Here is a 25,841-nt window from a genome sequence, read left to right on the forward strand (position 1 = left end):
CGCGACTGTCGAACGCGTGCCATTCCAGGCAGCACAGAAGGGCGCGGTCTCCGGACGGCAACGCAGGCAAGGTCGGTACCCCGCGGCCTCGGCGGCCGCTGCAGTTTGATAGTAGGTCACGTTACGGGTCAACGGCTGCTTCACCGGGCAAACCGGGCGGCAGTAGATTCCCGTGGTCTTCACTGCCGTGTAGAAACGGCCGTCATAGCGGGGATCGCGCTGCAAGCGCGCGGTGTTGCATACCTCAAAACTGAGCATGACTCATTTTACCGCAGGCCGCAGCCAGAAGAATAGCCCTGAGATGATCAGGTCCGATTCCGGCCAGCGATATCGGTGCGCCCTTCTTATAGAGAAGGTCCAACTTCGCTGAGCACTTGGAGAAGCAAAAATGAACAGCACGAATCCTAAAGAGATCGTCATCAATGCCTGGAAGGCTTTTAAAACCCGTGATGCGCAGTTGATCGCGGAGTTGTTTACTCCCGATGCCGAATGGATCGCACCGGCTGGAAATGCCACGGCGGTCGCTCTCAAGCACACCGACCACATGATTGGACCGGACCAAATCGCACAGTTTATTGCCTCGGAAATGCATCATCTGTTCTCGAACGTCGACATCTCGTTTCGGGGCATTCATGCCGATGGCGATACTGTGATCGTCGAGGAGCGAATGCGAGCCACTCTTCCTGGAGGCAAGCCCTACGAGAATGACTATTGCTTCGCTTTTGTCCTTTCCGGCGAGCGGATCAAGCTGGTTCGCGAATACATGGACACCCGAAAGGGCTGGCAGATGATTTTCGAGCCGCTTTAAAGGCTGCTTTGGGTCACAAGCGGTCCTCGACCGGCTGCGCAGGCAGGTCAGCTCTGGGCCACGAACAGACTCCTTTGCTCTTGCCGTGTCCAAGAAAAGCCGCCTCGCGGCGGCCAGATGTCGGAAATACATTTCGATCACTACGCTAGTGCGGACTGCCGCAGAGCCTAGGCTACAATCGGCCGGTGACCCGGTAGACTCGCGCCTCGCCTTCGACGCCGCGCAGCGGCGCCTCGAACTCCTCGACATGGTGGCCCGCCAGCAGCTGGCGAACAGCGGGCGCGGTGTAGAGTGCTTCAGTGAGACAGATTTCGCCGGCGTCGGCGAATGATTGCACCCGCGCGGCAATATTCACGGTCTGGCCGAAATAGTCGAGATTCTCGTTGAGGGTCACGGCGATGGAAGGACCGCAATGTGCCCCCATTTTGAGAACGACGGCGGGCTGGCCGTGCTTGGCGTTGAACTCTCCGATGTCCCGCAGAATGTGCAGCGCTGCCTCCACGGCATCCACCGGCCGGAAAAACGCAGCCATGACGGCGTCGCCGATGGTCTTCACGATGGCACCGGCATGCCGATGGGCAATTGCGTCGAGGAGAGCGAAATGTTCGCGGACGAGAGCATAGGCATTAAGATCCCCGAGGCGCTCGTAGAGCGCGGTCGAACCCTTCAGGTCCGTGAACAGGAACGTCACCTGCCGAACGCCGAGGCCCTCCTCCTCATCTACGCGCTCTGAGCGGAAGAGCTTGCGGAACGTCTGACGCGTCAGCAGCATCCCGCCCGAGACGTAGGGATCGAATTCGAGGGTCGGCTTCTCTGGCATTTCCAAGATTTCAGGTGGCCAGTTGATCAGGAGCAGCGAACCGCGCTTAGGGCCGGTGTTGCTGATCTCGAAGATCACAGGCCCCGACGGCACGGCCGAAACGGCGGGCGTGAACCGCTGCCCGTCATAGGTGGCACGAACGATCGTCGGAGTATTCGGCATCTGCACGGCAGTGGGATCGAGCGCGACCGGGAGCGTAAAGCCCGCCTGGGTCTGGACGTTGACGCCTGAGACCGCGCCCGGCCCAATATCGGTCTGCAGCGTCGTTGTCAGACCGGACGGCAGATAAGTCATTCCGCGAACGAAACCGCGCAAGACATCGACAAATCGAGTCTGTCCGCCGGGCAGCCGTCCGCTGTTGGCGAACTTGAGCTTCCAGTGCAGATCTTCGATCGAGAGATTGTCGACGTCATACAAGGCGAGGTGCCGAATTTGCGGCGAGACGGAGAAGGACACTTCGATGAAGTCGTCGAGTTCGGTGTGACCCTCGATATCGCAAAGCCCGCAGACGAAATGGCTCCGGAGCGCACGGAGCCTCCCGAAGCTTTCCAGCACCAGACCCGAGTGGGGGCAGAGAATGTCCCAATGCATGTCGACCAGCCCGGCGCGAGCGGCATGGAGAAACAGATCGATCGACTCCGGCTCAGCCACACTGCGATCACGGGCGAACGCCAGCGGATTGGCGCGGTACAGGCTGACCTCGTCACCACTGCGAATCAGCGTTTCGAACTTGGAGATTACGCGCGGGCTCCAAGTGCGGGCCTGCTCGATCTGCGTCATCTTGCTTTCGAGAAGACGCTCGTCAATGGATGTCATCGATCAGCTCCTGACGATGGCAATCTATCAGCTTCGCCCGGTCCTCGCGAGCCATCCGATGCCGCACGGCCTATTGCACTGCAAGGATTTTCAAGCCACCCATGTCGCTTATGGGTCAAAGTGCGAAGAACTCAACCTGAGCAAATCTACTCCGCCATGCCTCGCTGGATGGACCTCAATATGGTGCGCCCACGACGTCGCTGAAGCCCCAAAAGCTGACCCGTATATCGGGAGATGCCGCGCATTGCAGTGAGTCCGATCACATGCAGGAACGGTGGTCTGCTCCAACAGGGCCGTTTGAGAAGGGTAGCTTCCAGCGAGGGGACAGAATGGAGAAGTATGGAGGGGCGCCATCGAGGTGCGTGACTATGACCCCGACTGGCCGGTTCGTTTCCAGCAGGAGTGCCGTCGCTTGCGATTTATGATCGGTCCGGCGCTCAAGATCGAACACATGGGCAGTACGTCTGTGTCCGGCCTCTCGGCCAAACCGATTATCGACATCTTGGTCGGCCTCCCGAACTTGTTGCGCGCGAAGTCCACGTTTGTGAGGCCATTCGCGCAACTCAGATACACCTACATCCCCGAGTACGAAGCATGGTTACCTGGTGAACTGTTTTTTCGGAAGAGGATGCCTGGACCCTGGACACACCATCTTCACATCATGGAGCAATGCAATCCACGCTGGAGAGATTTCCTGCTGTTTCGCGACTACTTGCGCTTACACCCGGAAATCGCTGCCGCGTACGGAAGCCAAAGAAATCGCTCGCGGATGAATTTGGCAAGAACATCGAGGGCTTTCGCAAAACAAAACATCGGTTGTGAGGGAGATAACCGACAAGGCGCTATCAGCATTCGGGAAGTATTGTTTTGCGCTGCCACAGCGACGAGATATGCCGTGCGGCGCTGCTAAGATGTCCGCTTCGGGTCCACAAGCTGGAATGCCAACGAGCAGCTCCTTGCTCGAGCCTCACAGCGCAAGGCACGGGTGAAGTTCTCTCCCTTCAGGCGCTTGGCAGGGACCGAGTAAGGAGCTGCCGGCGAGCCTTCTTCAGATCGGTCGCCAGTTTTATTTTCTCTCTCAAAACGAGGATTTCGGAATATTCCTTTTGGATCTCTGGGCGGGTGCGAAGTGCTTCAAGCTGCTGGGCGGTCAGTTTCAGTATCGCGGCAATATGCGTACTCTGGATGTGGTGCATGGCAATCAAATCCGCTGTTGGAAAAAACGGAACGGCACGATACAGCGAACTGCGGTGCGGCGTCGCTGGAAATAAACAGCCAGCCTTACTGTCGTTTTTTTTGCAGCGCGTCACTGCCCTCATCAGGTAGGGGGCTGCCGTCTGCTCATAATGAATTTCTTGACCGCATGAATCGTGCGAGCAAGCTGTCGCGGCCGGCGACTACGCGGCGGCGTGACTAGCACAACGAAGAGCAGGTTCAGCAGCAGCCAGCAGCCGACCGCGATGAAAATGTACTTCATAACTCCTCAAGGGTGCCCTCGGAAGAGCACTGCAAGAAGAGCGGCAGCAACAATCGCGAGCCAGATCATCGAAACAACGAAGCTGGCGAAATGCCAATCTACGTCGCGGCGCCTGGTCTGCATTGTGTCTCCTTCCGGAGGCCGTGTGTCGTCGTCTCAGCGGCCTCTATCGTCCTTGCCGTTGGGGCTGCCGTCTCCGCCGCCGTTGCCCCAGCCGTTGTTGCCGTGATGGTGATGGTCGTCGTGGACCGCGCCTGCGCCCGACTTCGCGATCGCATCCGATGTAAGGGATGTCGACAGGAGTAGGGTGATGGCTGGAGGTGTCACCGCCGCGAACTTTCCGCAGGTTCTTAAGAACTCGCGACGGTCGTCCTGATCTGGCATGCGTTTCTCCGTCCAGAGATAAGCCCAAATTAAATCACAATAACTGAATTAAATCAATTTAATTTCGTTCCAGAAGAAAGCGGCCCGCCCACTCGTCCACTCCCTCAGGGGAAGCTCGACGCGCTGGAGTCCGCTGTGGTCACAAGCCGCCGACCACGCCGAAGGTGGGAGCTTCCGCTTTGCCTTGGTAAGCCGACGTTTATGAGGTCACGTCCTCCGCGAGAGCGGCTTCGACCGCTCGGCTCGGCGGCAGGCCAAGAGCAGGTCAGGAACTCGCGGAGGCGTTGCGGATTGGCTCTGTCGGCCGGACTGAGTGCCTCCAGCGAGACGGCTATGGCGAGCGACCGCAACACATTCCTCGGCGTCGCGGCGTGCGACCTTGCCCTGCCTCTTGGCGAAGCCGACGTCGTCATCTTCGGAGCTGCCGACGCCACGCCGCATTTGAAGGGCAGGACCAGCCATGCCGCGAATGGCCCAGCGGCCATTCGCAATGCTTTGCGCGTTTATCAGACCGACCTTGCCAGGTGGGATTTCGACCAAGACGGAATCCTGCTCGACCCGGAGCAAATCCGGGTCGTCGATGGCGGCGATCTTGCCACGTCACCCGAGGCCCCCGAGCAAAACCGGAATGCAATCAGGTCCGCCACCAGGAAGATCCTGAAGTCCGGCGCGGTACCCATGCTGCTCGGCGGAGATGATTCTGTCCCCATACCGTTCTTCGAGGCGTTCGAAGACATGGGCAAGCTGACGATCCTGCAGATCGACGCGCATCTGGATTGGAAGGACCAGCGCGACGGCTCAGCACATACGTTTTCCAGCACGATGCGGCGCGCCAGCGAGTTGCCTTGGGTCGAACGCATTGTGCAGGTCGGTTTACGGGGTATCGGCGGCTCGGGCCTGCAGGAGCTCAGTTGCGCGCGGAATTGGGGCTCCAGGATTATTACGGCACGAGAGCTCAAAAGCCGGGGCGTTCAAGCCGTCCTGAGTGCAATCGAGGACAGCGCGAATTGCCTGATCACGATCGACTGCGACGGCCTGGATCCGTCCGTCATTCCCGGCGTGCTGCTGCCGCAACCTGGCGGCTTGTCCTATTTCGACGTCATAGACCTGATCGCGGGCGTCGCCTCGAAGGCCAGAATTGTCGGTCTTGATCTGGTCGAATTGGTGCCGGAGCGTGATCTGCAGAATATTGGGGCGATCTGCGCAGCGCGGATCATCTGCAACGCCATTGGACATATCGCCAAGCAGAAACGCTAGCCGGTGGGCATGTGTCCGAGCGCCTTGCGGATCATCGCGGCGAGCTGGTTGCGGCGGTAGGGTTTTGTCAGCAGCATGACGCCGTCGTCGAGCTTGCCGTGGTGGACGATGGCGTTGTCGGTATAGCCGGAAGTGTAGAGCACCTTCACGCCGGGGCGGATCGTCGCAACCTTGTCGGCGAGGTCGCGTCCGCTCATGCCGCCGGGGATGACGACGTCGGTGAACAGTAGATCGAACGGCTGGCCGGCCCGGATCAACTCCAGCGCGGCCTTGCCGTCGGGCGCGGCGACGGTCTGGTAGCCGAGGCTCTGGAGCTGCACGGTGACGAAGTTGCGCACCAGCGGATCATCCTCGACCACAAAAATGGTCTCGGCGCCACCCTCGGCCGGCGGTGCGGCAGAGGTGACTGGCTCGGTCATGCCTTCGCCCGGCGGCAGATAGAGCTTGATCGTGGTGCCGTGGCCTTCCTCGCTGTAGATCTTGATGTGGCCGCCGGATTGCTTGACGAAGCCGTAGACCATGGAAAGGCCGAGGCCGCTTCCCTTGCCGACCTCCTTGGTGGTGAAGAACGGCTCGAACGCCTGCTGTTGCACCTCGGCCGGCATGCCGGTGCCGGTGTCGCTGACGGCGAGCATCACGTAAGGGCCGGGCCGCACGTCGGGATTGCTTTGCGCATAGGCCTGGTCGAGCACGACGCGGTGGGCCTCGAGCAGCAGCTTGCCGCCGTTCGGCATGGCGTCGCGGGCGTTGATGGCCATGTTGAGCAGGGCATTGGTGAGGCGGGACGGATCGATGTGCGCGGTCATCTGCCCCTGTTCGAGCACGGTCTCGATCTCGATCTGCTCGCCGAGGGTGGGGCGCAGGAGTTTCGCGATGTCCGCGACCGCGGCGTTGATCTCGACGTTGCGCGGCTGCAGCGGCTGCCTGCGCGCGAAGGCGAGCAGATGCTGAATCAGCTCGGCGCAGCGCTCGGCGGCCTCGTCGATCAGGCGTGCCACGCGCTGGAGCTCGGGCTGCTGCTTCAGGCTCGCCACCAGCGTCTCGGTATTGCCGGAGATCACGGTCAGCATGTTGTTGAAGTCGTGCGCGACGCCGCCGGTGAGCTTGCCGATGGCATCCAGCTTCTGCGACTGGTACAATTGCCGCTCGGTCTCGCGCGAGGTGGTCGCGTCGTGATAGACCAGCACCGCGCCGGAGACGTTGCCTTTCCCGTCCAGCATCGGCCGGCCGCTGATCATGAGATGACGGGGAGCATTGCCGCTGTGCGGGCGGACGATCATCTCCATGTTCTCGAACGGCTCGCCACGCAGCACGCGTGCCGACGGTAACTCGTCGGCCTTGAGCGGGGTGACGCCGTCGCCGTGAAGCACGATGGACATCGCGCGCAGATTGCGCAGGTTCATGCCGGTCCGGTGCAGCAGCATGCGCTCGGCGGCGGGATTGGACAGAAGGACATTGCCCTCGGCATCGATGACCAGCACCGCCTCCGCCATGCTGTGAAAGGTGCTCTGGAGCACGTTGACCGAGAGGCGCAGCTCGTCATGCGCGGTGACCAGATGCTCGGTGCGCTCGGCCACCGCGGCCTCGAGCTGCTGCTTGGCGGCCGTGGTCTCCATTAGCGTGCTCTTGAGTGCGCCCTCACTGCGCCGGCTCTCGCGCATCATCATCACGACCAGCAGCAGGATCACCAACGCGCCGGCGACGTCGATGCCGAGCAGCACGATGCCGGTGCGGCGCGAATCCTGGGAGCGCGCCGCGAGCAATCGTTCTTCCTCTGCGCTCAAATGATCGAAATTGCCCATCACCGTGTCCATGAGGCCACGGCCCTCGCCCTTGCCCTGGACTGCGGCAATGCCGGCCTGATCGTTTCCGGCGCGCAGGCGCATCACTTCGGCGGCGATCTCGATCCGGCGCAGCGCCAGCGGCTCGGTGCCCTCGAGCAGCGCGACATGTTCGGGAGTGTCGCGCACGCTGCGCTTGAGGTCGGCGAGTGCGGGTGCGATACGGGCGTGCACCGCCTGGAATTCTTCGCTGAAGCTCGGGTTGCGATAGATCTCGTAGCCACGTGCGGCGCTCTCGGCACTGCGCATCAGCACGCGCAGGTCGGAGATCTTCTTCAGCACCCCGACGGTGTGATTGACCCAGGCCGCATCGGACCGTGACTTGACGTCGAGGCCGATCGAGGCTGCGGTGATGATCAGGAGGATGGCAAGTCCAGCACCGAGAATGACGCGCTGCGTTGGGATCAAGGGACTTCTTTCTTGTCCTTCGGCTGCGAGCCATCGCCCGGCACGGCGATGCATTCCCGGATCGTGGTCAGCAGCGTGTCCGGCGTGAACGGCTTGCGCAGGCAGCGGGTCGCGCCAAGCTCCAGCGCCATCCGGAGGAAGTCGGGAGAGGGCGAGGCGGATGATGCGAAGGCGTAGCCGGACATCGCGATTAGCGGAACCGCCGGCGCGCGCTCGTGAAAGATGCGAATGGACTCGAAGCCGCGCATATGCGGCATGAAGATGTCAACCAGCATCACGTCGAAATTCTGTGTTTCGAGCGCAGCCAAACCCGTTTCTCCGCCGTCAGTCAACGTGACGTCGAAGCCCTGACGTTGGAGGAGGACCTCGATGGTCGCGCCGACCATCGGATCGTCATCAACCACGAGAATGCGCGGCATGACACTTCCCAGTCATCGAAGTCCCCACAGCCAAGTTGATACAGGTGAATCGCGCGTCGGGTCAATTTGGGATTGGATAAGGGTAGATATGCACGGTGCGGTGAATAAAGGTCCGCTCGCATCGATTGTACGCGACACTTGCCGATGTCGAATACGAGGCGAGCGAAACAGGTGAGGCGCCTGAATGAAAAAGGCGCCGCATCGCTGCGACGCCTTCTTCTTCAAGTGTTTCAGGTCGTGTTACGGGCAGGGATGACGCTGGCCGTCATAGCCCAGATAGGTGCCGGACGCGGGATCGTAGGACTTGTAGCGCTGCGCGCAGTAGGCCGCGGAGTCGCCGCCGCCATCGGGGACCACGGCCACTGTCGGTTCATCATAGTAGCTGTCGCCGTAATAGTAGGGGTCGTCGTAATACCCGCCGCCGTAATAGGCGTACGAGCCGAGGCCGCCGATCGCAGCGCCGGCCGCGAACCCGGGCCAAAAGCCGCCGCCGTGACGATGATGCCAGTGACGACCACTCCAATTGCCGCTACCACCCTGCCAGTTGCCCGCAGTCGCGACGCTGCGTGTACCGCTGTAGGACGGCGAGAAGGCCTGTCGGCTCACCGTGCCGGCTGCGAAGCTGCCACCGCCCGGACGTACTGCTGCGCCGGCCGCGAAATTGCCGCCGCCGCCGCCGATCCGCGCGCCGCCGAAGTTGCCGCCGCCCATGCGGGCGCCGCCGCCACCGAAATGTGCCCCGCCGCCGCCGCCACCGAAGTGTGCTCCGCCGCCGCCGCCACCAAAGTGTGCTCCGCCGCCGCCGACCGCTGCGGCCCGACTTTGGGCAAAGCTCGGCGTCGCCAACGGGATAACCAATGCCACTGCCGCAGCCGTGCTCAAGACTTTCAGACTTTTCATGATCAAAACTCCTTTTCCCGGAAGCAAACCCCATGAAAGGGCCGGAGTTCCTGGGATCACGGGGGTTTGCGTGCGACGAAAAGTTCTCATGGCGACGCTGTATCCGGCATGAACGGATCGCGTCCGATTTGCGGCAGCGTTCCGTGCCGGGGACTGCATCTGCAGCGCGGCATTGCCGCCCGCGCCGAACTGGACATTTCGCCGTCCGGATGGCATCAGGACCCGACGAAGCAGGGCCCTTGCCGCATGAAACAGTTCTTCCTCAAGTTTTTCACCTGGTGGAATGGCCAGACGTTTGGCACCCAACTCTGGACCAAGCGCTACGGCGAGCTGGTCGGCCAGGACGAGCAGGGCAACCTCTATTATCGCACCCGCGGCGGGGCGATCGACCCGGTGCTCGGCTTCGAGCGCCGCTGGGTGGTCTATAACGGCTACGCCGAGGCCAGCCGTATCCCGCCGTCCTGGCACGGCTGGATGCATCACACCGTCGACGTGCCGCCGACGCAGGACAACTACCAGCCGCGCGAATGGGAAAAGCCGCACCAGCCCAATCTCACCGGCACGGCCAACGCCTACCGTCCCGCGGGCTCGACGCTCGCCAGCGGCAAGCGGCCGAAGGCGACCGGCGACTATCAGCCCTGGACGCCGAGCTAGCCTTCCGATTCCCGTCTCAACCCTTGTCGTGGGGGTGGATGCACCCGCATCCGCCTCGCTTTGCTGTGGACAACGGGAACAGCGGGGATGAGTGCTGCGCGGGCATTGCAGCCACGCGGGCGATGCGGCTCAATGGTCGCATCTTACGGAGATGGGAGACCATCGCGTTCGGTTCGGGCAACAGTTCGCGACTGTCCCGAAATGCAGCGGCCGCCGACCAGGACTCGATCGGGAGATAGGCCCCCGGTCTGGAAGCTCCGAAATCGCCCGATGAAATGTGCAGCCGCCGTAAGACAGGAAAGGCCGCTCGGGAAACCGGGCGGCCTTTTTCTTTGATAGAGGGACGACTGGATTTCGCGTGCCCCGGACGCTGCGCGGCACCGCTACGCGATGCATCGCGTCCGGGACACGAGAGTGGAGACTAGGTCATCCGCTCGGCCGCACGCTTCACCGCCTCTAGCCGGCGCGCCTGACCCTGCGCGCCGCGCTCTTTTAGTAATGCCAGCACCTCCGCCGGCGCGGTATCCGGCGAGCCTGCATTGAACGGCGGGGCCGGATTGTATTCGAGCTGAAGCTGGATCGCCTCCGCGGTGGTGCGATCGACCATGATCGACACCAGGGTCAGAGCGAAATCGATTCCCGCGGTGACGCCGCCGCCGGTGATGCGGTTGCGGTCGACGCAGACGCGCGTCTTGGTCGGCGTCGCGCCGAACTGAGCGAGCATCTCCATCGCGCTCCAATGCGTGGCGGCGCGATAGCCCTTCAAGAGGCCGGCGGCGCCGAGAGCCAGCGATCCCGTGCAGACCGAGGTGACGTATTTGGCACCCTCGGCCTGCCGGCGCAGGAAACCGAGCACCTCCTCGTCATTGAGCAGATCGTTGGTGCCGCCGCCGCCGGGCACGCAGATCACGTCGAGCTGCGGGCAGTCGGCGAATGTCGTGGTCGGCGTCAGCGTCAGCACGGAATCGCTCGGCACCGGCTCGACCCGTTTCCAGATCAAATGCAGTTTTGCGCCGGGCACGGAGGAGAACACCTGCAAGGGGCCCGTGAAATCGAGCTGGGTGACGCGCGGAAACACCAAGAGACCGATCTGGAGCGGGGACGACATGAGAGCCTCCAATTATGAGCTTGACGGAAGCAGCCTCTCATGATGCCTTTCCGTCCAGAATGGCGTATTTCCCTCGCTTTCGGACATGACCATGATCGGCATCCTGATCTTCCCGGACTTCCAGTTGCTCGATGCGGCCGGCCCGATCTCCGTGTTCGAGATCGCGGCGCGCTGCACGGGCAAGACGACGACCGGGATCCGCGTGCTGGCGGTGAGCGCGGGGCCGGTGCGCAGCTCGTCGGGCGTGGAGATGATGGCGCGCGACTTCAAGTCGGCCAATGCGATCACGACGCTGGTCGTGGCGGGAGGCGCGGGCGTGACGGATGCCGCGCGCTGCGAGGTCACGCGCGCCTTCGTGCAGCGGCTGGCGCGGCGCGGCGTGCGGGTCGCGAGCGTCTGCTCGGGCGCCTATGTGCTCGCCGAAGCAGGCCTGCTCGACGGCCGCCGCGCCACCACGCATTGGGGACGCACGCGGGATTTCGTCGCGCGCTATCCCAAGGTGAAGTTCGAGCCGGACCAGATTTTCACCCGCGACGGCAATGTGTGGACGTCGGCCGGCATCACGGCCGGCATCGACCTTGCGCTCGCGATGGTGACGGAGGATCACGGTGAGCAGATCGCGCAGGACACGGCGCGGCAGCTCGTGCTGTATCATCGCCGCAGCGGCGGCCAGTCGCAATTCTCGTCACTTCTGGAATTGAAGACGCCGAACGGCCGCTTCGGCGCGCTGCTGTCCTGGGCGCGCGAGAACCTCGACGCTCGCTTGACTGTCGAAGATCTCGCCGACCGCGCCGGCATGAGCGCGCGGCATTTTGCCCGCGCCTTTGCCGCCGAGACCGGCACGACGCCTTCAAAGGCCATCGAGCGCTTGCGCATCGAGGTCGCGCGCGAGCGCGTGCAGTCCTCGCGCGAGGCGATCGAACTCGTCGCGGAGACGACCGGTTTCCGCGATCCCGAGCGCATGCGGCGCGCCTTCATTCGCGCCTTCGGCCAGCCGCCGCAAGCGCTGCGGCGCGCGGCAAGGGCCGGGTAGGGAGAATTGATCGAGTTGGAGAGCCCGCTTGAGCGGGTGAGCACACTTGGATATTTGAGCAGACTTGCATATTGCGCGGCATTTCGCCCTTTGGACCCGGAACGGACCTCGTCAAGCGAATGCACCCGTTGTAGACGATGTGTACAACACGTACCGTCGCCGATCCGATGCAAGGAACCCCAATGACCGATCGAGAAAAGATTCTGATTGCCCTTCGCGAAAAACCTCTGAAGACCTTCGAAGTCATGAAGCGCGTGAACATCAAGAATCAGGACGACTGCCAATCGCTCCTGTTGAAGATGCGTGACGAAGGCGCCGTGAAGTTCGACATTCACAAGGGACATTGGCGCGCTGCGTGACGACATTCGCCTGGTCACCAGCGGCCTCGCGATGGCAGAGCGGACATGACTTGCGTGTTGGCAAGGCTTGCGAATTGGTTCAGCCCGATGCGGCCTTGCCGCCGGTCGCCGCGGCGCCCGAGGCCTGTGCGCGCGCCGTCAAGCGCCGCGCGATCGGCATCAGCATGTAGGGCGCCAGGTGAATGGGAAACTGCGTCATCGCGAAATAGAGCCAGGTGGTGGGCGGCAGCGCGCCGGCGGTCGCGGCGAGCATCAGGCCCAGATTGCGCTGTGACACCATCAGCCCGAGCGCCAGCGCGCGCTCATAGCCGATGCGGCGGAACAGCAGCGTGGTCACGGCGAGCAGCGTGAAATAGATCGCGAAGGCGAGAGCCGCGAAGCCGATGGTGGAGACCGGCCGGGCGACGAGATCGCTCGCGACGTCGCCCATGATCGCGGTCGCGAAGACCAGCAGGATGACGATGTTGAAGCCGTCGATCGGCTGCCTGTGGCGCTGGATCGCGGCCGCGCCGAAGACTTGCCGGATCACGGTCGCGGCCAGCAGCGATGCTGCGAGGATGCCGAGCAGCTTCAGCCCCAGCGCAGGCGGCGAGATACTGAGCATGTCGCCGAGGAAGAGGCTTGCGAACAGCGATGCCGTGAACGGTACCAGCGCCGTCGCGCTCACCAGCGTGACCAGCACCAGCGTTGCGTCGAGGCCCATCAGCGCCGCCAGCGCCGGTGCGGCCATCATCGGCGAGGCCATGCTCTGCAGCATCAACGCCAGGGCAAGGTCGGGCGCGCGCGCCGTGAGCCCGGTGACATGGACGATCAGCCCGATGATCACAGGCACGCCGATCATGGTCCAGACGGTCGCGGTCGCGACCAGCGCCGGCCGGCGCAGATGGCCGGTGAGCGCGGCGAGATCGACCCGCATGAAGGAGATGCAAAGCAGAACGAAGATCGCCTCGGTGACGTAGGGGCGCAACAACGCCCCGAGCGGCGGTACCGCGAGCGCGATGAACACGACGGCGGCCACCGCGCGGGTGCCCTGGCCGCCAAGCCATGTCAGACCGCGCAGCGGGAGGGCGAATATGCTTTGAAGAACAGGCGGCATCGGGAATGGCGTTCAGGCCAATCCTTTCAGCCACGCGCCGATCTCGCTCACGGCGACATTGGCCTCTCGCAGCAATTTCCCCATCGTGAGGAAGCCGTGGAACTGGCCGGGATAGTGCTTGTAGGCCACGGGCACGCCGGCCCGCTTCAGCCGCTCGGCATATTCGCCGCCTTCGTCGCGCAGGGGATCGGCACCGGCGGTCAGCACATAGGCCGGCGGCAGGCCGGCCAGGTTTGTCGCCCGTGCCGGCGAGGCGCGCCAGTCGTGGATATCGGCGGCGCCGTTGAGATAATGGTCGCGGAACCAGCGGATCACCGAATGCGTCAGCAGCACGCTCGTCTCGGGTTCGCGGTGAGAGCCGTGCGTCATGGCGAAATCGGTTGCCGGGTAGATCAGCAACTGGCCCGCGATGGCCGGACCGTCGCCGTCGCGCGCGGCGAGCGCGACGACTGCGGCAAGATTGCCGCCGGCGCTGTCGCCACCGATCGAAAGCCGGGAGGCGTCGATGCCGAGTTCGCGCGCGTTGGCGGCGACCCATTTGGTCGCGGCGATCGCGTCATCGATGGCGGCGGGAAATTTGTGCTCGGGCGCGAGGCGGTAGTCCACCGAGATCACGATCAGCGCGCCGGCGTCGGCGAGCTGGCCGCAGACGACGTCATGGGAGTCGAGATCGCCGATCACCCAGCCGCCGCCGTGGAAGAACACCAGCGCCGGGGACAAGCCATCATACCGCCGCGGCTCTTTCGGAACATAGAGGCGCGCGGGAATGGCGCCGTGCGGTGCCGGGATCGACAGCGGCGTGACGCGCGCGAGGTCAGGTGGCTCGGGATTGGTCGCAAAGCGCGCCTGCGCGTAATAGGCCCGCGCTTCCGGTGCGGTCAGGGTCTCATAGGCGGGCCGGCCGGCCTCCTGAAAGGCCTTGTAGACGGCGGCGGCATCGGGATCGAGCACGACGGGCATGGGAAGCGACCTCTGGGTTTCTGATTGTTCGTTGGACGTCGTTTTCGGGGCGATGCCCGCCTGACCCCTGAGAGGAGTGCTCGACTATTCCATCCGGGGGCCGATCTGGCCAGACCGGGCCGGGAAGGGCAGGGATGCCGCCCTTCCCCCGCCGTATTCGCCGTGTTAACCGGATGGCCTGCGAGCGGCGGTATCCCCTGTAGAATGTCCTCCAGCAAGCCCGATTCGCTGTTGAAGCCGCGCGAGATATGTTTCGAACATTTACCCTGACAGGTCTTGCGGCGCTTCTGGCCGCCACCGCACTGACGGCTGCGACGCCGGCGCAGGCGCAGATCGGCACGATCTTCTCCGATCCGCCGCCGCTGCGGCCGCCCGGCACCATTCCGCGTGGCCAGCCCCAGCCGCAGCCGCAGATCCCCGATGACGACGAAGAGGTGCCGGAGCTGCCGCCGCAGGGCCGTGTGCTGCCGTCGCGTCCGATGGCGCCACCGCCAGGCCGGCAGGGCAATGTGATGCCGGGGCCGGTCGAGACCCAACCTCTGGCGCCGCCGCCCGGTTCTAGCGCCGCTCCGCCAAACCAGCCGCCGCCCGTCGCGGTCGCTCCGCCCAATCCGCAAGGCGCCCCGGGTGCGCCCGGTCAGCGTCAGCCACAGCAGAAGGGCGGACCGGGCGGCGCTGTCCCGCAGACGCCGGCGAGCCTTCAGCCGGGCGACGAAGTCGTCACCGAGCCGCCGGCCCAGAAGATCGTGAACAAGAAAGCGACCTTCTCCGGCCTCGACAAGATCACCGGGCGCATCATCAACTTCGACGAGGAGATCGGCGAGACCGTGCAGTTCGGGGCGCTGCGCGTCAAAACCGACGCCTGCTACACGCGGCCGGCGACCGAGGCCGCCAACACCGACGCCTTCGTCGAGGTCGACGAGATCACCTTGCAGGGTGAGGTGAAGCGCATCTTCTCGGGCTGGATGTACGCGGCAAGTCCGGGCCTGCACGGCGTCGAGCACCCGATCTACGATATCTGGCTCACCGACTGCAAAGAGCCGCAGCAAACGATTGCGACCGCGGCACCGGATCCCGGCACCAAGCCGGCACCGCCGCCGCCCGCGCAGAAGAAGGCCGCGCCCAAGCAGGTGCAGCAGCGTCCGCCGCAGCCGTTACCGCCGATCCAGCAGCAGCAGCCGGCACCGCCGCCACCACCCGAGCAGCGGCCGGGTCTGTTCGGTTTCCCCGGGTTTGGCCGGTAAATGCTGATTATTGCCGCGCAGCGATGATCTCGAGCGCGCGCGCGCCCGGGATCGCTTCGCCGGCCGAGAGCCTCAGGAAATCGCCAGGCTCGCCCGCGAGCGCCTTGTCGAGCAGCGCGGTGTAGCGCCGCCGCGAAATCTCGGCCGCGCCAAAACTCTTCAGGTGTTCGGTGACATATTGGGTGTCGAGCAGCTCGAAGCCGCCATGGATGAGCCGCGCGACCAGATGCACCAATGCGACCTTGGAGGCATCGCGTGCGGTGTGGAACATGCTTTCGCCGAAAAAAGCCCGGCCCAGGCTGACGCCGTAAAGGCCGCCGACGAGGTCCTCGCCCTGCCAGGCCTCGACGCTGTGGCAATGGCCGAGCTCGTACAGCCCGCCATAGAGGTCGCGGATGCGCTTGTTGATCCAGGTGTCCTCGCGCCCGGCTTGGGGTGCGGCGCAGCCGGCGATCGTGGCCTTGAAGGCGGTATTAACGGTGACGCGGAATGAATCCGAACGCACGGTGCGCGCGAGCCGCGAGGCCACGCGAAATCCGTCGAGCGGGATGACCCCGCGCAACTCCGGCTCGACCCAGAACAGGGTCGGATCATCGGCGCTTTCAGCCATCGGAAAGATGCCGCAGGCATAGGCGCGCAGCAGCACGGCTGGCGTGATTTCAGACGGGGCAGAGTCGCGCGAAGTCATGGCGCGCCATAATAGCAGGATCGCAAGGCGGGTGCGATGGGCGGTGCGGATCAGTTCGCTGCGGCAGCAGCCGGCTTGCCGGCGGCAGCCGGGACACGGCGGAACATCAACATGACGCGGGTTCCTGAATGGTTGGGGTCGCGCTCGACCGAAGCGTCGAGCTTGCTGGCCATAGCTGCGACGATACGCTGGCCCATGCCGGTGGAGCGCGGATCGGCCTTGACGTTGTCGCCGACGCCATCGTCGCTGATCGAGAGCAGGAGATCGTCGCCCTGCGAGGTCAGCTCCACATGGATCGGGCCGGCGCCGTTAGGGTAGGCGTATTTTACCGCGTTCATCACCAGCTCGTTGACGATGATGCCGACGGCGACTGCACGGTCCGGATCGATCTCGATCGGTTCGGCCTTCAGCGTCAGGCGCGACATCCGGTTGCCCTCGGCCGAGCGGCGCAGATCCTCGAGCAGCGAGTCCAGATACTGGTTCAGGACCACGCTCTTCAGGTCTTGCGAGGTGTAGAGGCGGCGGTGCACTTGCGCGACTGCGGCCACGCGGCCCATCGCATTGGTCAACGCAGCCTTGACCTCGTCCTGCGCGGCGGAGCTGGCCTGCAGGTGCAGGAGGGAGGCGATGATCTGCAGCGAGTTGCCGACGCGGTGGTTGACCTCGCGCAATAGCAGCTCGCGTTCGGCTGCAAGAGCAGCGTAGCGGTCGCGCGAGGCATGGATCTCGGCTTCGGCTTCCTCGCGCGCCTTCTGCAATTCGGCTTGGCGCAGCGCGCCTTCGGCCGCGACGTGAAGCAGGGGAATGAAGTCGCCCTTGACGTCCTTGACGAGATAATCGGCCGCGCCCGCCTTCAGCGCCGTCACCGCGATGCTGGAATCCTGCGAGGCCGTGACGAAGACCACCGGCGGCGCGCCCGGGATCGCCATGATCTGCTCCAGCGTTTCCAGTCCGTCGAGGCCGGGCATGTATTGGTCGAGCGCCACCACGTCGATACCGCCGGTCGTGGCCGCGCGGCGGATGTGCTCGAGGCCTTCCTCGCCGCTTGCGGCGTGAACGACCTTGTAGCCGCGCCGTGTCAGGCCGCGATCGACCAAGCGCGCCAGCGCCCCGTCATCGTCGATGTAGAGCAGTGTGGGCGTACGTTGATTCATGGGGCGGCGGGCGGGACCTGGATGACCGAGAAGAACAAGCCGAGCTGCCGGATGGCATTGGCGAAATTCTCGTAGTTCACGGGCTTGGTGATGTAGACGTTGCAGCCGAGCTCGTAGCAGCGTTTGATTTCCTGGGAATCGTCGGTGGTGGTCAGCACCACCACGGGCGAGGCCTTCAGGTATTTGTTCTCCTTGATCTGCTTCAAAATGTCGATCCCGGTCATGTCGGGGAGGTTGAGATCGAGCAGGATCAGGAGCGCATTGCCTTTTTGCACGAGCCCGCTGCCGTCGGGCCCGAACAGGTGCTTCATCGCCTCAGTGCCGTTGGCAAAGGAGATGATCTCGTTGTTGACGCCGGACCTCCGGATGTTCCGCTCGATCAGCCGCGCGTGGCCCTCGTCGTCCTCGATCATGATGATGGTGACGGGTTGAGTCATTGATCCGCGTTCCGGTTGCTGGCGTTCCAGGTGATGGGCAGCGTGATGGTGAACGTGCTGCCCGTATTCAGTTCCGATGATACCGACATGGTGCCGCCGAGGCGACGCACAAGTGCACGCACATGCGCAAGACCGATGCCCTGACCGGGCTTGTCCTGGGTTCCGGCGCGGCGAAACAGGTCGAAGATCCGCTGGTGGTCCTTGGCGTCGATGCCGCGGCCGTTATCGCTGATCTCGAAGATAGCGTAGCCGAGCTTGGTGCGCCCGCGGATTCTGATCTCGCCGGGGACGCCGGGCTTGAGATATTTGATGGCGTTGTCGATCAGATTGGAGAAGATCTGCTCCAGCGCCAGGCGGTCGCTGACGAGATCCGGCAGCGGGGCGATGTGGATCTCGGCCTGCGCTTCGGCGGCCTGATGCGCCAGCGTCGACACGATGGCTTCGATCAGCTCGCGCGTGTCGATCTTTTCCGGCTGGAACTCGCGCCGGCCCTCGCGGGTGAGATTGAGGATCGCCGAGATCAGGCGGTCCATCTTGGCGATCGACGACTTGATGAAGCCCAGCGCTTCGGAAAAATCGTCTGACAGCTGCTTGTCCGGACCTTCGAGTGCGATCTCGCCGTCCGGCAACGGCGGCCCGTCGGCCGGGACATGGGTGAGGCTGCCGATACGGCGGAAAATGTCGCCGCCGAGCTCTTCGAGCTCACTGGTGAAGCCCATGATGTTAACGAGTGGCGAGCGCAGATCGTGGCTGACGATATAGGCAAAGCGCTGGATCTCGTTGTTGGCTTCGCGCAGATCGGCCGTGCGTTCGTCGACCACGCCCTCCAGATTGACATTGGCATCGCGCAGGCGCGCCTCGGCATCGTCGCGGGCAAGGGCCGAGCGCCGCACCAGCCAGATCGAGATCAGGGCCAGCAGCACGACGAGGCCGGAGCCGATGCCGGTCATCGACGCGGCCAGGGTCTGGCTGCGGTCCGAATTGACCGTTCGCAGCCGGAATAGCCGTTCCTCCTCCTGAATCATCCCGGTCGCGACATTGGCGATCGCGGCCGTGGTGTCCGTGGAGGCGATCTCGCGGACCAGCGCTGCGGCCTTCTCCGGCTCGCCGCGCCGGATGAAGTCCATCTCCTGCACGAACTGGCCGAGCCTAGTCTCGATCGCCGCGCTCAGCTTCTCGATGCTTTGGCGTTGCTCCGGATTGTCGCCGATCAGGCGCGTGAGCCTGTCGAGAGCCGGGACGAGGGCCGCCACGGCCTTGTCATGGTCGACCTTGAAATCCTCGCCTTGTGTCAGAAGGTAACCCCGGGCGGTGCTCTCGGCGCGGCGGATTTCCAGCAGGAGGGCGTTGATCTGGTTCTCCGCCTCGATGGTGTGAATCACCCATTTGCTGTCGTCTCTCGCCTTGTTGACGAGGTAGACGGAGCCGGCGCTGATCACGGTCAGCACCAGGAGACCGGCCGCGAACAGCAGGATCTGCCAGAATCTACGCCGCCGCTGCGCGTCAGCGATCACGACGGTCTCGCTCGATCAGGCTTGCCGGACTTCAAAACGCCCCCTCGGAACTGTCCCCATCGTGCCAAACGCGATTAGGGCCAAAGGGTTCCACGGGAAAGGACGGCTACTTCGGGGCGGGTTCCGCCTTGTTGGCGAGATATTGTTCCAGCCAGTGGATGTGATAGTCGCCGTTGATGATGTCGTCTTCGCGCACCAGAGCGCGGAACAGCGGCAGGGTCGTCTCGATGCCCTCGACCACCATCTCGTCCAGCGCCCGGCGCAGCCGCATCAGGCACTCGCCGCGGGTCTTGCCGTGCACGATCAGCTTGCCGACCAGCGAGTCGTAATAAGGCGGGATCGTATAGCCCTGATAGACTGCGGAATCGATCCGCACGCCGAGCCCCCCGGGCGGGTGATATTGCGTGATGCGGCCGGGCGAAGGACGAAAGGTCTGCGGATTCTCGGCGTTGATGCGGCACTCGATCGCGTGGCCGATGACCTGGACCTCGTCCTGCCTCGCCGGCAGGTCGCCGCCGGCGGCGATGCGGATCTGCTCCAGCACGAGGTCGATGTCGGTGATGCTCTCGGTGACGGGATGCTCGACCTGGATGCGGGTGTTCATCTCGATGAAGTAGAACTCGCCGTCCTCGAACAGGAACTCGATCGTGCCGACGCCGAGATATTTCATCTCGCGCATCGCCTTGGCGCAGGTCTCGCCGATCTTGGCGCGCGCAGCCGCGGTCAGCACGGGCGAGGGGCCTTCCTCCCAGACCTTCTGGTGGCGTCGCTGCAGCGAGCAGTCGCGTTCGCCAAGATGAATCGCGCCGCCGCGGCCGTCGCCGAGGATCTGGATCTCGATGTGACGCGGCTTCTGCAGATATTTCTCGAGGTAGACGGAAGCATCGCCGAAGGCGGATTTGGCCTCGTTGGCGGCCGTCGACAGCGCGACCTGAAGATCGGCCTCGCTCTCGGCCACCTTCATGCCGCGGCCGCCGCCGCCCGCCGCGGCTTTGACCAGCACGGGGAAGCCGATCTTCCTGGCGATCGCCATCGCGTCGTCGTTGGGGCCGACCCCTCCGTCGGAGCCGGGCACCACGGGAATGCCGAGCTTCTTGGCGGTCCTCTTGGCCTCGATTTTGTCGCCCATCAGGCGGATGTGCTCGGCCTTCGGGCCGATGAAATGCAGATTATGCTCAGCGAGGATTTCGGCGAAGCGCGCGTTCTCCGACAGGAAGCCGTAGCCGGGATGCACGGCATCGGCCCCGGTGATCTCGCAGGCCGCGAGCAGCGCGGGCACGTTGAGATAGCTGTCCTTGGAGGCCGGCGGCCCGATGCACACGCTCTCGTCCGACAGGCGCACATGCATGGCGTCGGCGTCGGCGGTTGAATGCACGGCGACGGTCGCGATCCCGAGCTCCTTGCAGGCCCTGAGGATGCGAAGGGCGATCTCGCCGCGATTGGCTATGAGGATCTTGTCGAACATGGTGTCCTTATTGGACTGACGCGCGGAAAGCGGCGAGGGCGATGAGACCGCCCTCGAACGTCACTCAATGATCACGAGCGGCTCGCCGTACTCGACCGGCTGGCCGTCCTCGATCACGATCTGCGTCACCGTGCCGGCGCGCGGCGAGGGGATCTGGTTCATGGTCTTCATGGCTTCGATGATCAGCAGCGTCTGGCCGACCGAGACCTTGCTGCCGACCTCGATGAACGGCTTGGCGCCGGGCTCCGGCGCCCAATAGGCGGTGCCGACCATCGGCGAGGTCACGGCGCCGGGATGCTTCGACAGGTCGGCAGCGGCAGGCGCGGCGGCAGCTGCGGCCGCCGGGAGCGCGGCGGGGGCAGCTGGCATCTGCATCGGCATGGTCGCGGCGACGCTGATATTGCGGGCGACGCGCAGGCGCAGGCCGGCACGCTCGATCTCGATTTCGGTGAGGCTGGTCTCATCGAGCAGCAAGGCGAGCTCGCGGACGAGGGCAGAATCCTCGCTGGAAAACTTTGCGGCTGCTTTGTCGTCTGGCTGGCGCGCCATGTTGTTTGATCCGAATGTTCTGTGTGAAGGGGAGCGTCAGGCTTTGGGCTTGAGGCCGAGCTTGGCGGCAAGGCCCTGGATGGCGAGGCGATAGCCCTCGACGCCGAAACCGCAGAGGGAGGCGAAGGCCGCGCGCGCGGTGTAGGAGTGATGACGGAAATTCTCGCGGGCGTGGATGTTGGTGACGTGCACTTCGACCGTCGGGATCTGCACCGCGAGCAGCGCGTCGTGCAGCGCGATCGACGTGTGCGAATAGCCGCCGGCATTGATGATGATGCCCTTCATCTTGCGGGCGTGTGCCTCGTGGATGAAGTCGATCAGCTCGCCTTCGCGGTTGGACTGCCGGCAGTCGGCCTTGAGGCCGAACGTCGCCGCCGTCTCCCGGCACAGCGCCTCGACGTCGGCCAGCGACGCATGCCCGTACTTCTCGGGCTCGCGCGTCCCCAACATGTTGAGGTTCGGCCCGTTCAGGACAAGGATCGTGTCGGTTGCTGGTTCGGCCATTCCAATCCCGCAAGAGCTGCTTCAGCGTGGCGGGGGTTATAGGTAACAAAGCGCGTGAGGGGAAGCCTTGAAGGACCTTCGAGGTGGCTTCAGATACCTCATCCGGGGTGCAAAAATCTGTGTGGAAGCTACGGAAATTGCTTGTTAACCAGTCCGAAGCATGGCTGCCGGCCGAACGGCAAAGGGGCGGGCATTGCTGCCCGCCCCCGATGGTTGCCGGGTATCGTCTTACGTGTTCAGGACAGCCACGATCTCATAGGTGTCCGGATTCACGATCACGATCTCATCCTTGACCAGGACGTAGCGATAGGTCCGCCATTCCGGATAGATCGTCACGACGCGGGACGGCAGGGTGTGCAGCTCAATACCCTCGCGCGGAATGCGGGTGCCGACCGAGATCGAGAAGTTCACGTTGGTCACCGGACGCACGTGCTCCTCGCGGATCACCGAGGTGATCTGCGTGCGTTGCTCGGTCGAGAGCTTGGCGCCCGCGCCGGCCTGACCGACCGTCGTGTTGGTGCTGCTCTGACCCTGCGCGTTCTGGTTGGAGCTGGTGCCGGTCTGACCCTGCGCGTTCTGGTTGGTGCTGGTGCCGGTCTGGCCCTGAGCGTTCTGGTTGGTGCGCGTCTCGGTACCCTTCTGGTTCTCGGCATTGTTGGTGCTGCTGGTGCCGCTCTTGGCGCCCTCAGCCTTCATGTCCTTCTGGTCCTTGGCGCCGGACTTGCTCGTGTCCTGACTCATGCTCTTGGACTTGTCCTGCTGACCCTGCGCGCGTTCGTCGGTGTGCTGGCCCTTGGTGGCGCCGGACTTGTCCTCAGCCGCGTTCTTGTTCATCTCGCGGCCCGAGTGCTCGTCCTTTGTTGCGCCGGAGGATTTGTCCTCGGCGGACGTGCCGGACTTCATGCTGCTGGAGCCGCCGGCCTGGCCGACGGTGCCCTTCTCATGGGCGGATTCCTTACCCATCGAGCCGCCGCGTTCGGCGGCGCCGCCGGAGGGCTGCGAATGCTGCGTCTGCGCACCACCGGCGCCGCCACCGCTGTCGCGGTTCATGGTGCCCTGTGCGTTCGCCAGACCGGTGCCCGCGACGAGCGCGAGTGTGGCAACCGAGATCATAAAGCGGTTAGACATGGAATTCTCCTCACGTGTTCATTTGCGTCATTGCCCGCGCCGACAACGAAAGGAGATTTGAGTTGTTCCGGAACTTCGGTGGTTCCGAGGCTTTTGTTTGTTGAATGCCAGATGAATGCGCGCGCCAGATTTCGGCGCAATGAAAAGGCCGGCTTTTCAGCCGGCCTTTTGCGTGCGTGAGTTGTAGAGCAGATCGCTGATCAGCAAGTCGCCTTGTTAGCAGGTCGCCTTTTTAACAGGTCGCCTTGCCGCAGCGGGCCACAGCGATCTTTTCCTTCAGGCTATCGACACCGACGGCGCCGACAACGATCTGCTTGCCGATCACGTAGCTCGGCGTGCCGTTCATGCCCATTGCTTCGGCGAGCTTGAAGTTCTCCTCAATGGTGCTGCGCACCTCGGCGCTGCCGATGTCCTTCTCGATTCGAGCGGTGTCGAGGCCAGCTTCCTTGGCCGCCTGAAGTGCGCGCGCCTTGTCGGCCGCGCCACGACCGCCGAGCAGCTTCTGGTGGAAGTCGAGGTACTTCTTGCCGGAGGGATCCTGCATGCGCACCGCGACGGCGACCTGGGCCGCTTCGACCGAGCCCTGGCTCAGTACCGGAAACTCCTTCAGCACCACCTTCAGCTTCGGATCGGCCTTCATGAGGGTGAGCATGTCGTCCATCGCGCGCTTGCAGTAGCCGCAATTGTAGTCGAAGAACTCGACGAAGGTGACGTCGCCGTCCTTGTTGCCGAGCACGACCTGGCGCGGAGAGTTGAAGATCGCATCGGAATTCTGAGCGACGCTGGCCTCGTGTTTCTGCGTCTCCGCCGCGGCCTGGCGCTTGGTGAGTTCGGTCATCGCTTCCTCGAGCACCTCGGGATGGGTGACGAGATAGTTCTTGATGATCGCCTCGATGTCCGTGCGCTGGGCATCGGAGAAGCTGTCGGCCGACGCGGGCGCGGCTGCGCCGAACATGGCGAGCGCAAACAGCGCGGGAGCAAGCAGGCGCAGCGAAGGCATAGGCAAATCCTCTTATCCAAAGCAGGTTTCGGAAAACGTCCCGGCGGACTTAAGCTCGGTGTCGTGACGTCGTTTCGTAAGGCGTCGTGGCGTAAGGCGTCGTCTTGTAAGATCGTCTTGGTCTTGTCAGTTGCGCGGCGGTTTCGACGCCACGATGTCGTCGGCCTTGACCCATCCGGGCGTGCCGACGGCGAAACGGGTTTTCGCGCGCGTCGCAAGCTCGCGGGCGGTCTTGTTGTCGCCGCGCAGATAGGCGGCCTGCGCCGACGCCAGATCCGCCTCGGCATAGTCGCCTTTCCGGCCATACGCCATCGCGAGCTGCATGTAGCCGAGCACGGCCTCCGGTTCCCGTGCGACCGCGGCCCGGAGAATCCGAACGGCGTCATCGGTGTAGGCCTTATTATCGGACCCAACCAGAGCCTGCCCAAGTAACATCTCGATGAGGGGCGCGTTGTTCGAAAGTGCGACAGCCTTGCGCAGGGCCGGGATCGCCTCCGCCGGCTTGCCGCCCTCCAGCAGCGCCTGGCCGCGCACCTCGTAAAAATACGCGTTGTTGGGCTGGACCTGGATCAGCGCGTCGATCTGGGTGAGCGCGCTGCGCAAATCCCCGTGCAGATAGGTGCTGATGGCGCGGGCATAGCGCGCCGGCATGCTGTCGTTGGTCAGGGGATAGCGGCGGTACACCGTTTCCGGCCGCTCCATGAAGGCGGAGATCTTGGCGCGCACCATGTCGTGGCGCAGCTGGAGCGCGGGATCGTCCTTTTTGTCCCAATAAGGGCTGGCGCTGGCGAACTCCTGCAGTGAAGCGACGCGCTCGGCGGGCATCGGGTGCGACTGGAGATAGGGATCGGCGCCGCGAGCCGCGAACAGGCTCTCGCTGGTGAAGCGCTTGAAGGTCTCGTACATGCCCTTCGGCGACTGCTGGGTCGCAGTCAGGAATTTCACGCCGGCGCGGTCGGCGTTCTCCTCCTGCTGGCGCTGATAGGACAGCAAGGTCCGGCGGATCATCTCCTGCGGGCCGGCAAGGGCGGCGGCTCCTGCATTGGCAAGGCCATTGTTGCCGGCGCTGCCGCTGCCGCGGGTGCTGCCGACCGCCATCGCGCCAGCACCGAGCAGCATGGCGATGATCATCTGGGTCTGGGCGTTGGCGAGCTGCTCGCGCAGCTTGGACAAATGGCCGCCGGCCAGATGCCCGGTCTCGTGCGCGAGCACGCCGATGATCTGGTTTGGCGTTTCCGACTGGAGGATCGCGCCGTAATTGACGAAGATGCGGCGGCCATCGGCGACGAACGCGTTGAACGAGCCCTCGTTGACGATCACCATCTGGATGTTCTGCTTCTCCAGGCCGGCGACCCGCAGGATCGGGCGGGTGTATTCGCGCAGCAGCTGCTCGGTTTCGGTGTCGCGCAGGACCGGCGGCCCCTTGGCCTGCGCATGCGCGGCCGAGAACGGCGTCAGCGCGATCGCAGCCGCCGCGAGGAGGGAGATGAGGGCGGTGGCCTTCTTGCGCAATGCGATCTGGAACAACATCAAGCGGTCTGGGTCAAACGGTCTTATCAGCAGGCTGGTCAAGCATTCTTGGTCGAGCAGTCTTGGTCGAGCAGTTTCGTGATTGGTTTTGGCGATTGGCGGCGGACCGGATACGCGATATGCCCTTTTGAGCCGTTCCCCTTATGAGCCGTACAATGCGGCCAGTCTGGGGCGCAAGCACCCCGTTTTTCCCGGGTCGGACGGATCGGCCCCGCCAGCGAATAGCAGAAATCGATGCACGATGCGACCTTGAGGAACCGGTTGGGGCAGTGGCTCGCGGCCTCCCGC

Annotated in this window: 27 protein-coding genes and 1 pseudogene; 7 read left to right on the forward strand and 21 right to left on the reverse strand. The window is 64.0% G+C overall.

Annotated features, from left to right (window positions below):
* Window positions 1-258, reverse strand: a 258-nt coding sequence (locus IVB32_RS29145; RefSeq protein WP_276576786.1) for an Ada metal-binding domain-containing protein, incomplete at its 3' end; no start/stop codon positions are given.
* 130 nt (window positions 259-388) lie between these two features.
* Between IVB32_RS29145 and IVB32_RS29150 the strand changes: the two genes are divergently transcribed.
* Complete coding sequence (locus IVB32_RS29150; RefSeq protein WP_247371008.1) at window positions 389-808, forward strand: nuclear transport factor 2 family protein; 420 nt, start codon at window positions 389-391, stop codon at window positions 806-808.
* Between the two features lie 172 nt (window positions 809-980).
* Here the strand turns inward: IVB32_RS29150 and IVB32_RS29155 are convergent, their stop codons facing one another.
* The gene (locus IVB32_RS29155; RefSeq protein WP_247371011.1) at window positions 981-2,444 is read right to left on the reverse strand and encodes an adenylate/guanylate cyclase domain-containing protein; all 1,464 of its coding nucleotides are present in this window, start codon (window positions 2,442-2,444) and stop codon (window positions 981-983) included.
* Between the two features lie 358 nt (window positions 2,445-2,802).
* Between IVB32_RS29155 and IVB32_RS29160 the strand changes: the two genes are divergently transcribed.
* Window positions 2,803-3,354, forward strand: coding sequence for a GrpB family protein (locus tag IVB32_RS29160; RefSeq protein WP_247371014.1), 552 nt, complete (start codon window positions 2,803-2,805; stop codon window positions 3,352-3,354).
* Between the two features lie 91 nt (window positions 3,355-3,445).
* Here the strand turns inward: IVB32_RS29160 and IVB32_RS29165 are convergent, their stop codons facing one another.
* Entirely contained in the window at window positions 3,446-3,754 is a 309-nt protein-coding gene (locus tag IVB32_RS29165) for a hypothetical protein (protein WP_244561577.1), read from the reverse strand.
* A gap of 323 nt (window positions 3,755-4,077) precedes the next feature.
* The gene (locus IVB32_RS29170) at window positions 4,078-4,305 is read right to left on the reverse strand and encodes a hypothetical protein (RefSeq protein ID WP_085353535.1); all 228 of its coding nucleotides are present in this window, start codon (window positions 4,303-4,305) and stop codon (window positions 4,078-4,080) included.
* A gap of 333 nt (window positions 4,306-4,638) precedes the next feature.
* On the opposite strand from IVB32_RS29170, the gene IVB32_RS29175 reads away from it, so the two are divergent.
* Window positions 4,639-5,562 (forward strand): arginase family protein, encoded by a 924-nt coding sequence (locus IVB32_RS29175; protein WP_247368601.1) that lies wholly within the window; start codon window positions 4,639-4,641, stop codon window positions 5,560-5,562.
* Here IVB32_RS29175 and IVB32_RS29180 read toward each other — a convergent pair.
* From IVB32_RS29180 to IVB32_RS29190, 3 genes are all read right to left on the reverse strand, one after another.
* Window positions 5,559-7,811 carry a CHASE3 domain-containing protein gene (locus IVB32_RS29180; protein ID WP_247371018.1) on the reverse strand — a complete coding sequence of 751 codons (2,253 nt, stop codon included), beginning with the start codon at window positions 7,809-7,811 and terminating at the stop codon, window positions 5,559-5,561. The genes IVB32_RS29175 and IVB32_RS29180 overlap by 4 nt on opposite strands.
* Entirely contained in the window at window positions 7,808-8,230 is a 423-nt protein-coding gene (locus IVB32_RS29185; protein ID WP_085353532.1) for a response regulator, read from the reverse strand. The genes IVB32_RS29180 and IVB32_RS29185 overlap by 4 nt, the downstream gene beginning before the upstream one ends.
* Before the next feature lie 240 nt (window positions 8,231-8,470).
* Entirely contained in the window at window positions 8,471-9,130 is a 660-nt protein-coding gene (locus IVB32_RS29190) for a BA14K family protein (RefSeq protein WP_247412176.1), read from the reverse strand.
* Window positions 9,131-9,376: 246 nt separating this feature from the next.
* Between IVB32_RS29190 and IVB32_RS29195 the strand changes: the two genes are divergently transcribed.
* A complete protein-coding gene (locus tag IVB32_RS29195; RefSeq protein WP_026232746.1) occupies window positions 9,377-9,784 on the forward strand; it encodes an NADH:ubiquinone oxidoreductase subunit NDUFA12 in 408 nt (135 codons plus the stop codon).
* Window positions 9,785-10,205: 421 nt separating this feature from the next.
* Here the strand turns inward: IVB32_RS29195 and IVB32_RS29200 are convergent, their stop codons facing one another.
* The gene (locus tag IVB32_RS29200; protein WP_085353530.1) at window positions 10,206-10,892 is read right to left on the reverse strand and encodes a DJ-1/PfpI family protein; all 687 of its coding nucleotides are present in this window, start codon (window positions 10,890-10,892) and stop codon (window positions 10,206-10,208) included.
* A 91-nt stretch (window positions 10,893-10,983) separates the two neighbouring features.
* Between IVB32_RS29200 and IVB32_RS29205 the strand changes: the two genes are divergently transcribed.
* Together IVB32_RS29205 and IVB32_RS29210 are read left to right on the forward strand one after the other, a co-directional pair.
* Window positions 10,984-11,925 carry a GlxA family transcriptional regulator gene (locus tag IVB32_RS29205; protein ID WP_026232745.1) on the forward strand — a complete coding sequence of 314 codons (942 nt, stop codon included), beginning with the start codon at window positions 10,984-10,986 and terminating at the stop codon, window positions 11,923-11,925.
* Between the two features lie 182 nt (window positions 11,926-12,107).
* Window positions 12,108-12,284 (forward strand): hypothetical protein, encoded by a 177-nt coding sequence (locus tag IVB32_RS29210; protein ID WP_018454491.1) that lies wholly within the window; start codon window positions 12,108-12,110, stop codon window positions 12,282-12,284.
* Between the two features lie 79 nt (window positions 12,285-12,363).
* Here the strand turns inward: IVB32_RS29210 and IVB32_RS29215 are convergent, their stop codons facing one another.
* Both IVB32_RS29215 and IVB32_RS29220 read right to left on the reverse strand, forming a co-directional pair.
* Window positions 12,364-13,380, reverse strand: coding sequence for a Na+-dependent transporter (locus tag IVB32_RS29215; RefSeq protein ID WP_247371024.1), 1,017 nt, complete (start codon window positions 13,378-13,380; stop codon window positions 12,364-12,366).
* Window positions 13,381-13,392: 12 nt separating this feature from the next.
* The gene (locus IVB32_RS29220) at window positions 13,393-14,340 is read right to left on the reverse strand and encodes an alpha/beta hydrolase (RefSeq protein WP_247371027.1); all 948 of its coding nucleotides are present in this window, start codon (window positions 14,338-14,340) and stop codon (window positions 13,393-13,395) included.
* A 204-nt stretch (window positions 14,341-14,544) separates the two neighbouring features.
* Here IVB32_RS29220 and IVB32_RS29225 point away from each other — a divergent pair.
* Window positions 14,545-15,584 (forward strand): annotated as a pseudogene (locus IVB32_RS29225) (DUF2155 domain-containing protein).
* 7 nt (window positions 15,585-15,591) lie between these two features.
* Here IVB32_RS29225 and aat read toward each other — a convergent pair.
* From aat to IVB32_RS29280, 11 genes are all read right to left on the reverse strand, one after another.
* Window positions 15,592-16,272, reverse strand: a complete 681-nt coding sequence (aat, locus tag IVB32_RS29230; protein WP_026232743.1) for a leucyl/phenylalanyl-tRNA--protein transferase — start codon at window positions 16,270-16,272, stop codon at window positions 15,592-15,594.
* Between the two features lie 50 nt (window positions 16,273-16,322).
* Window positions 16,323-17,426 (reverse strand): histidine kinase dimerization/phosphoacceptor domain -containing protein, encoded by a 1,104-nt coding sequence (locus tag IVB32_RS29235; protein ID WP_247412177.1) that lies wholly within the window; start codon window positions 17,424-17,426, stop codon window positions 16,323-16,325.
* Window positions 17,423-17,863 carry a response regulator gene (locus IVB32_RS29240; protein ID WP_018454485.1) on the reverse strand — a complete coding sequence of 147 codons (441 nt, stop codon included), beginning with the start codon at window positions 17,861-17,863 and terminating at the stop codon, window positions 17,423-17,425. The genes IVB32_RS29235 and IVB32_RS29240 overlap by 4 nt, the downstream gene beginning before the upstream one ends.
* On the reverse strand, window positions 17,860-19,377 hold the full coding sequence (locus tag IVB32_RS29245) for a CHASE3 domain-containing protein (protein ID WP_247371033.1): 1,518 nt from the start codon (window positions 19,375-19,377) through the stop codon (window positions 17,860-17,862). Before IVB32_RS29245 ends, IVB32_RS29240 begins: the two co-directional genes overlap by 4 nt.
* Before the next feature lie 106 nt (window positions 19,378-19,483).
* Entirely contained in the window at window positions 19,484-20,842 is a 1,359-nt protein-coding gene (gene accC / locus IVB32_RS29250) for an acetyl-CoA carboxylase biotin carboxylase subunit (RefSeq protein ID WP_018454483.1), read from the reverse strand.
* 60 nt (window positions 20,843-20,902) lie between these two features.
* Window positions 20,903-21,391 carry an acetyl-CoA carboxylase biotin carboxyl carrier protein gene (gene accB, locus IVB32_RS29255; protein ID WP_247371037.1) on the reverse strand — a complete coding sequence of 163 codons (489 nt, stop codon included), beginning with the start codon at window positions 21,389-21,391 and terminating at the stop codon, window positions 20,903-20,905.
* Between the two features lie 36 nt (window positions 21,392-21,427).
* Window positions 21,428-21,895, reverse strand: a complete 468-nt coding sequence (gene aroQ / locus IVB32_RS29260) for a type II 3-dehydroquinate dehydratase (RefSeq protein WP_247297418.1) — start codon at window positions 21,893-21,895, stop codon at window positions 21,428-21,430.
* 228 nt (window positions 21,896-22,123) lie between these two features.
* The gene (locus tag IVB32_RS29265; RefSeq protein ID WP_085353522.1) at window positions 22,124-23,023 is read right to left on the reverse strand and encodes a DUF1236 domain-containing protein; all 900 of its coding nucleotides are present in this window, start codon (window positions 23,021-23,023) and stop codon (window positions 22,124-22,126) included.
* A 232-nt stretch (window positions 23,024-23,255) separates the two neighbouring features.
* Window positions 23,256-24,023, reverse strand: a complete 768-nt coding sequence (locus IVB32_RS29270; protein ID WP_018454480.1) for a DsbA family protein — start codon at window positions 24,021-24,023, stop codon at window positions 23,256-23,258.
* Between the two features lie 126 nt (window positions 24,024-24,149).
* Window positions 24,150-25,553, reverse strand: a complete 1,404-nt coding sequence (locus IVB32_RS29275) for a M48 family metalloprotease (protein WP_018454479.1) — start codon at window positions 25,551-25,553, stop codon at window positions 24,150-24,152.
* 38 nt (window positions 25,554-25,591) lie between these two features.
* The coding region (locus IVB32_RS29280; RefSeq protein ID WP_247412178.1) for a hypothetical protein at window positions 25,592-25,841 on the reverse strand (250 nt) is incomplete at its 5' end.

Origin of the sequence: Bradyrhizobium sp. 23 (assembly GCF_023073295.1) — a bacterium.
GTDB classification, from domain to species: domain Bacteria; phylum Pseudomonadota; class Alphaproteobacteria; order Rhizobiales; family Xanthobacteraceae; genus Bradyrhizobium; species Bradyrhizobium canariense_D.

What these genes read in the sequence shown, in the direction of transcription:
- IVB32_RS29150 (WP_247371008.1), top strand. Translation starts at nt 389, where the DNA reads ATGAACAGCACGAATCCTAAAGAGATCGTCATCAATGCCTGGAAGGCT.
- IVB32_RS29155 (WP_247371011.1), bottom strand. Translation starts at nt 2,444, where the DNA reads ATGACATCCATTGACGAGCGTCTTCTCGAAAGCAAGATGACGCAGATC.
- IVB32_RS29170 (WP_085353535.1), bottom strand. Translation starts at nt 4,305, where the DNA reads ATGCCAGATCAGGACGACCGTCGCGAGTTCTTAAGAACCTGCGGAAAG.
- IVB32_RS29175 (WP_247368601.1), top strand. Translation starts at nt 4,639, where the DNA reads ATGGCGAGCGACCGCAACACATTCCTCGGCGTCGCGGCGTGCGACCTT.
- IVB32_RS29185 (WP_085353532.1), bottom strand. Translation starts at nt 8,230, where the DNA reads ATGCCGCGCATTCTCGTGGTTGATGACGATCCGATGGTCGGCGCGACC.
- IVB32_RS29190 (WP_247412176.1), bottom strand. Translation starts at nt 9,130, where the DNA reads ATGAAAAGTCTGAAAGTCTTGAGCACGGCTGCGGCAGTGGCATTGGTT.
- IVB32_RS29195 (WP_026232746.1), top strand. Translation starts at nt 9,377, where the DNA reads ATGAAACAGTTCTTCCTCAAGTTTTTCACCTGGTGGAATGGCCAGACG.
- IVB32_RS29200 (WP_085353530.1), bottom strand. Translation starts at nt 10,892, where the DNA reads ATGTCGTCCCCGCTCCAGATCGGTCTCTTGGTGTTTCCGCGCGTCACC.
- IVB32_RS29205 (WP_026232745.1), top strand. Translation starts at nt 10,984, where the DNA reads ATGATCGGCATCCTGATCTTCCCGGACTTCCAGTTGCTCGATGCGGCC.
- IVB32_RS29210 (WP_018454491.1), top strand. Translation starts at nt 12,108, where the DNA reads ATGACCGATCGAGAAAAGATTCTGATTGCCCTTCGCGAAAAACCTCTG.
- IVB32_RS29215 (WP_247371024.1), bottom strand. Translation starts at nt 13,380, where the DNA reads ATGCCGCCTGTTCTTCAAAGCATATTCGCCCTCCCGCTGCGCGGTCTG.
- IVB32_RS29220 (WP_247371027.1), bottom strand. Translation starts at nt 14,340, where the DNA reads ATGCCCGTCGTGCTCGATCCCGATGCCGCCGCCGTCTACAAGGCCTTT.
- aat (WP_026232743.1), bottom strand. Translation starts at nt 16,272, where the DNA reads ATGACTTCGCGCGACTCTGCCCCGTCTGAAATCACGCCAGCCGTGCTG.
- IVB32_RS29235 (WP_247412177.1), bottom strand. Translation starts at nt 17,426, where the DNA reads ATGAATCAACGTACGCCCACACTGCTCTACATCGACGATGACGGGGCG.
- IVB32_RS29240 (WP_018454485.1), bottom strand. Translation starts at nt 17,863, where the DNA reads ATGACTCAACCCGTCACCATCATCATGATCGAGGACGACGAGGGCCAC.
- accC (WP_018454483.1), bottom strand. Translation starts at nt 20,842, where the DNA reads ATGTTCGACAAGATCCTCATAGCCAATCGCGGCGAGATCGCCCTTCGC.
- accB (WP_247371037.1), bottom strand. Translation starts at nt 21,391, where the DNA reads ATGGCGCGCCAGCCAGACGACAAAGCAGCCGCAAAGTTTTCCAGCGAG.
- aroQ (WP_247297418.1), bottom strand. Translation starts at nt 21,895, where the DNA reads ATGGCCGAACCAGCAACCGACACGATCCTTGTCCTGAACGGGCCGAAC.
- IVB32_RS29265 (WP_085353522.1), bottom strand. Translation starts at nt 23,023, where the DNA reads ATGTCTAACCGCTTTATGATCTCGGTTGCCACACTCGCGCTCGTCGCG.
- IVB32_RS29270 (WP_018454480.1), bottom strand. Translation starts at nt 24,023, where the DNA reads ATGCCTTCGCTGCGCCTGCTTGCTCCCGCGCTGTTTGCGCTCGCCATG.
- IVB32_RS29275 (WP_018454479.1), bottom strand. Translation starts at nt 25,553, where the DNA reads ATGTTGTTCCAGATCGCATTGCGCAAGAAGGCCACCGCCCTCATCTCC.